4 protein-coding genes are annotated in these 4,395 nt (G+C 67.9%); all 4 read right to left on the bottom strand.

Annotated features, from left to right (window positions below):
- Positions 1 to 1,504, bottom strand: a 1,504-nt coding sequence (locus C1J00_RS38920) for a branched-chain amino acid ABC transporter permease (RefSeq protein WP_102913597.1), incomplete at its 3' end; no start/stop codon positions are given.
- Positions 1,505 to 1,508: 4 nt separating this feature from the next.
- Positions 1,509 to 2,438: a branched-chain amino acid ABC transporter permease gene (locus C1J00_RS38925; protein WP_102913598.1), complete on the bottom strand. Its 930-nt coding sequence runs from the start codon at positions 2,436 to 2,438 to the stop codon at positions 1,509 to 1,511.
- Positions 2,439 to 2,576: 138 nt separating this feature from the next.
- Positions 2,577 to 3,806: a branched-chain amino acid ABC transporter substrate-binding protein gene (locus C1J00_RS38930; protein ID WP_102913599.1), complete on the bottom strand. Its 1,230-nt coding sequence runs from the start codon at positions 3,804 to 3,806 to the stop codon at positions 2,577 to 2,579.
- Between the two features lie 388 nt (positions 3,807 to 4,194).
- A partial coding sequence (locus C1J00_RS46060; protein WP_219728403.1) for a hypothetical protein occupies positions 4,195 to 4,395 on the bottom strand: 201 nt, incomplete at its 5' end.

Here is a 4,395-nt window from a genome sequence, read left to right on the forward strand (position 1 = left end):
GGTAGGGGGTGGGGACGACGCTGTAGGTGACGTGGGCGCTGACGGTGCCGGCGAGGCCGGCGAGGGCGGCGCCGAGGGCGAAGGCGACGAGTTTGACGCGGAAGCCGTTGATGCCCATGGCGGTGGCGGCGGTCTCGTCTTCGCGGATGGCGATCCAGGAGCGGCCGATGCGGGAGTCCGCTGCTCGTGTGTAGACCAGGACGACGATGGCCATGATGAGGACCATCAGGAGGTAGTAGTTGGCGAAGCGGCCGAGGGTGAATCCGCCGATGTCGTGGGCCTGCCCGAAGTTGAATCCGAGGAGGTTCAGGTCGGGGATGGAGGGGATTCCGTTGGGGCCGTTGGTGACGTCGGGTCCGGACTGGCCGTCCATGTTGTTGACGGCGATGCGGAAGATTTCGCCGAAGCCGAGTGTCACGATGGCCAGGTAGTCGCCGCGCAGTCGCAGGGTGGGGGCGCCGATGAGGACGCCGAAGACGAGGGATGCGGCGGCGCCGGCCAGGGCGGAGGCCCAGAAGGGCAGGTGGACGCCGGAGATGGTGGAGAACTCGGAGCCGGAGACGAGGGCGGCGGTGTAGGCGCCGACGCCGAGGAAGGCGACGTATCCGAGGTCGAGGAGTCCGGCGAGGCCGACGACGATGTTGAGGCCGAGGGCGACGGTTCCGAAGATCAGGATGTTGACGCCGATGTTGGCGTAGTGGTCGTCGGTCTGGGTGAAGGGGAAGGCGATGGCCGCGGCGAAGCCCATGGCGAGGGTGAAGCTGCGGTTGCCGGCGGCGAGTGCGGAGAAGCGGTCGAGGAGGCCTGCGGTGTGCAGGGCCCAGATCGCGAAGGTGACGACGAAGAGGTAGCCGACGAAGAGTTCGCCGTACTCGGTGTCGATGCCGTAGGTGAAGACGCCGAGGCCGATGATGGTGACCACGGTGATCATGGCCCGCTGGATCCAGGGTGCGGTGGCCTGGGGGGCGGGGATGTGCTCGGGTTTGGCGATGTAGGCCTTGACGGCTTCCTTGGTGCTGCTGGTGCCGGTGCGCTCCTGGGGGAGGGCGAAGGCGCCGATGACGGGCAGCAGGGAGGCTATGGCCGCGATCCAGCCGCCGGGTTCGAGGTTGACGACGCCGCCGAGTTCGGTGCTGATGGCGATGACGGTGAACCAGGTGACGGCGAAGCCGCCGAGGGCGGTGAGGGCGAGCGGTGCGTTGTTGCGGGCGGGCAGGAGCCAGCCGAGTCCGCGGAGGCCGTAGGAGGCGAGGGCGAACAGTGTGGTGAGGATGCCGGCGGTGAAGGTCAGCCACTGCAGGCCGCCGGGGTAGCCGTTGAAGGTGAGGTCGCCGGGGAATTCGGCGGTCCAGGTCCAGGCGAGGAACGCGGAGGCGGCGGTGGCGGTGCCGCCGGCGAGCAGGAGGCCGCGGGCGGCCGCGGTGGGCAGCGGGATGAGGCCGTGCGGTGCGGGCGTCGGGGTGGGGGCGGCGTCCGGCGTCGGGGTCTTGGTCGTCTCGGTCATGTGATCACGCCCTGTCCGCGACGCGCTCGCCGAGCAGGCCCTGTGGCCTGAAGAGGAGCACCAGGATGAGGAGGCAGAAGGCCCAGACGTTGGCCCAGCTCTGGCCGCCGAGTTGCTGCATGCCGGGGATCTCGTCGATGTAGGCGGAGGCGAGGGTTTCGGCGACGCCGAGGACGACGCCGCCGAGCATGGCGCCGTAGATGTTGCCGATGCCGCCGAGGACGGCCGCGGTGAAGGCCTTGAGGCCCATCAGGAAGCCCATGCGGTAGTCGACGTTGCCGTACTTGAGTCCGTAGGCGACGGCGGCGACGGCGGCGAAGAAGCCGCCGATGGCGAAGGCGATGACGATGATGCGGTTGGTGTCGATGCCCATGAGCTGTGCGGTGTCGGGGTCCTGCGCGGTGGCCTGCATGGCGCGGCCGGTGCGGCTGCGGCGCACGAAGAAGGCGAGGGCGGACATGCAGAGGACGGCGGCGAGGATGAGGAAGATGTCGGCGTCCTTGATGGTGACGGAGCCGATGTCGTGGGTGGTGTCGAGGCCGGGGAAGGCGCGGGCGCGGTCGGCGCCGGGGTAGAAGTTGCGTACGACCTCCTGGAGGGCCAGGGAGAGGCCGATTGCGGTGATCAGCGGTGCCAGGCGTGGTGCTCCGCGCAGTGGTCGGTAGGCGAATCGTTCCGCTCCGACGGCTATGAGGATGGCCACGAGGGCTCCGCCGAGGAGCATGAGGGGTACGGCGAGGGCCATCGAGGTGCCGTCGGGGAGGATGTAGAAGTAGACCGTGAGGGCGCCGAAGGCCCCGGTCATGAAGATCTCGCCGTGCGCGAAGTTGATGAGCTGGACGATGCCGTACACCATCGTGTAGCCGATGGCGATCAGCCCGTACATCGAGCCTAGGAGCAGCCCGTTGGCCAGCTGCTGCGGCAGGGTGTTCACCGCGTGGCCTCCATGTCGCTGGTGGTCGTGTGCACTGGATGCGTGCGTGGTCGCGTGCTGTGTGGGGGTGTGAGAACGGGCCGCGCGGTTGGGGTCCTCCTTCCGCGCGGCCCGTGGTGAGGCTTGCTGGGGGCGGTGTTACTGCAGGTCGGCGGTGCCGGTCTCGACGGCCTTCCAGGCGCCCTTCTCGACCTGGTAGACGGTCAGCTGCTTGTTGGTGGTGTCGCCGTACTCGTCGAAGGCGATCTTGCCGGTGAGGCCTTCGAAGTCGGCCTTCTGGACACCGTCGACGACCTTGGAGCGCAGGTCGTTGATGTCGGTGGGCACCTTGCCGCCGTTGGCGTCGGCCGCGGCCTTGACGGCCTTGATGATGGCGGTGGTGGCGTCGTAGGCGTAGGCACCGTAGGCGCCGTAGTCGCCCTTGTAACCCTTGTCCTTGTACGTCTGGATGAAGGTCTTGGCGGCGGGCAGGGTGTCGGCGGGGACGCCGATGGCGGTGGCGAGGTCGCCTTCGGAGGACTTGCCGGCGGCCTCGATGTAGGTGGTGGCGAACATGCCGTCGCCGCCGAACAGCGGGATCTTGACGCCGGCGTCCTTGAGCTGCTTGGTGATCAGTGCGGACTCGTCGTACTGGCCGCCGTAGTAGAGCAGGTCGGCACCGGAGTTCTTGATCTTGGTGACGAGGGAGCCGAAGTCCTTGTCGCCGGTGTTGACGTGGTCGGTGCCGACGACCTTGCCGCCGAGCTTCTTGTACTGCTCGTTGAAGATCTTGGCGAGGCCGGCGCCGTAGGTCTGCTTGTCGTCGACGACGAAGGCCTTCTTCTTCTTGAGGCCGTTGTAGGCGTAGCCGGCCGCGAAGCTGCCCTGCAGTTCGTCGGTGGTGGCGGTGCGGAAGTACGTCTTGAACGGGCGCTTCTTGTCCGTCTGCCAGTTCTTGCCCTGGGTCAGCTCGGGGGCCGTGTTCGCGGGGGAGATCTGGACCATGTTGGCCGAGGCGAACACCTGCTGCATCGTCTGGGCGACGCCGGAGTTCAGCGGGCCGACGGCGCCGACGGCGGTTTTGTCGCCGACGATGTTGGTGGCGTTGGTCTGGCCGGTGGCGGGCTGCGCCTTGTCGTCCAGCGCCTTGAGCTTGAATTTGACGCCCGGGACCCAGTTGTTCTTGTTGGCGTCGTCGATGGCTATCTGGGCGCCGTACTGGATGCCGAGGCCGGTGGTGGAGTTCTCACCGGAGAGGGGGGCGTCGACGCCGATGGTCAGCGTGGTGCCGCTCCCGTTGTCTCCGCCCTTGTCACCGCTGTCGTCTCGGGAGCCGCAGGCGGTGAGAGTCAGAGCTCCGGTTGTGAGCACGGAGGTAAGAATCACCAAGGAACGCTGTCGCACAATCAGTCCTTTCACAGGCAGGCCCCGCCCTGGTCGGGGGGTGAGTGCCGCGCTGGTACCGAACTCCCGATGGAGGCGGTGACTGGCCGTGACTCTAAGCCCGGGGTAAGGGCAGCGGCAGCGGCGTGGGCTGGCTTGTGACTTTCTTGTTATGACGGGGTGGATGTCCGGTCTCGGCGGCGGACCCTCTCGACGGGTTTGGGGGATTTTCGCCGAGGTCCGCATTCTGAGAACTCGCACTTCCGGTTGGCCATGGCTGAGATCGTGCGGTACTCGGGCCGCGCGCGGCCGGGAAGGGATCGGAAAGGTCCCGGGCAGTGGGTGCAGCCGTGAATGGATCTGTGGCGTTGTTTTGCGTGCGCGTTACGGAGTGTTACGCCGAGAAAAGGGGCGGTCGGCGGCCGGGGAAGTGCCGGGAATCGGAAACGGTGATGCCCGGGGTGAATGCCGCGGGGGTGTGGCGGCCGGTGCGGGCGGTGATCGCGGCGGTGGCGGCGCCGGGCGTGTCCGGTGGTCCGGCGAACCGGAACGGGTCGGCCTTCCAGGGGAGTTGAGGGGGGCCGGAGCGGTGGCG

This window comes from Streptomyces cahuitamycinicus, from assembly GCF_002891435.1.
Classification (GTDB): Bacteria; Actinomycetota; Actinomycetes; order Streptomycetales; family Streptomycetaceae; genus Streptomyces; species Streptomyces cahuitamycinicus.